The organism is Zwartia vadi, from assembly GCF_030410375.1.
Classification (GTDB): Bacteria; Pseudomonadota; Gammaproteobacteria; order Burkholderiales; family Burkholderiaceae_B; genus Zwartia; species Zwartia vadi.
In genome coordinates, this window is record NZ_JAUHHE010000040.1 from 1 (window position 1) to 1326 (window position 1326).

General features: G+C 50.8%; 1 protein-coding gene. It reads left to right on the plus strand.

The features are described from left to right. Window positions 1-82 precede the first annotated feature (82 nt). Window positions 83-1273 carry an ISL3 family transposase gene (locus QWY27_RS15225; protein ID WP_290199281.1) on the plus strand — a complete coding sequence of 397 codons (1191 nt, stop codon included), beginning with the start codon at window positions 83-85 and terminating at the stop codon, window positions 1271-1273. Window positions 1274-1326 lie beyond the last annotated feature (53 nt).

Genomic DNA, 1326 nt, shown 5'->3' on the forward strand with positions numbered 1-1326 from the left:
GGCTCTACATCATTAACGGGGGACAACGGTATTCATTAAACTTGTTTTTGCGAAGAAACATTTTTTAATGGAGATCATACCGATGTCCCACATCGATTCTATCCTAGGACTGCCTGGATTAGCCATTGAGCGGGTGGATCGCCAGCTAGGCGTTCATGTCTGGGCCAAGCCCACAAGCCGACCCGCTTGCCATTATTGTGCAAGTCCATCGATACGTATTAAGGCGACTCACAGCCGGACGCTGAAGCACTCGCGCCAAGGCAATCAGATCGTGTTTCTGCATTTGAGCGTACCCAAGTACCACTGTCAGGACTGCAACCGTTATTTCCGACATCAGTTCCCTGGGGTTCGCCCACGGCTGCGCGCCACGGAGTGCTTTCGGCTGGAGGTATTTGAAGCGCACGATGGAGGCGTGAGTCAGCGCAAACTGTCAACCACACATCGCATCGGCAGTGCCACCGTTGAGCGCTGGTACCAGCACCACGTCAAGCGAAGGGTGCTTGAGCTTTCTGGCAGGGCCTGCCCTCGCATCCTGGGGATTGATGAGCATTTCTTTACCCGTAAAAAGGGCTACGCAACAACATTCGTAGACCTGAGAAACCACAAAGTTTTTGACGTGGTGCTAGGACGCTCAGAACCGAGCCTGAGGCAGTATTTAAGCCGCTTGTCGGGTCGCGAGCAGGTTCAGCTCGTTGTCATGGATTTATCCGAAACGTACCGGTCTATCGTGCAAAAGTACTTTCCTAACGCCAAGATCGTGGCTGACCGCTTTCATGTGATTCGACTGGTCAATCAGCACTTTCTGAATCTCTGGAAACAACAAGATCCGGTAGGAAGAATGAACCGTGGCTTGCTGAGCTTGGTGAGACGGCATCGCTGGAACTTGAGTCAAGAGCAGCGCGAGAATCTGGCACGGTATTTAGATCAATTTCCGGTTCTCAAGTCACTCTACTTTGCCAAGCAACGGCTCAATAAGTTGCTCTTGATTAGGAATTTAATGCCTAAACATGGGAGGAAATTTATGGGACGTTTGCTGAAGCTGATTGAGCAATTAGCCCAAAGCCCAGCGCGCACTCTGGCCAACACACTCACCTCTTGGCTGGAGCCGATCGTCAGGATGTGGCGCACATCAAGATCAAACGGAATAACGGAAGGGTTCCACACTAAAATGGAAATGATGTCCCGAAGGGCATATGGATTTAGGAACTTTGAGAATTACCGGCTCAGGGTCTTGGCCCACTGCGGTTGGAACGGCGTATTTAGCCGTGTTTAATGAGTACTGATATTTAATGAATACTGCTCATCCCCCGATAATGGAGTAGAGCC

Coding starts and splice junctions, on each gene's coding strand:
- QWY27_RS15225 (WP_290199281.1), top strand. CDS start 83: ATGTCCCACATCGATTCTATCCTAGGACTGCCTGGATTAGCCATTGAG.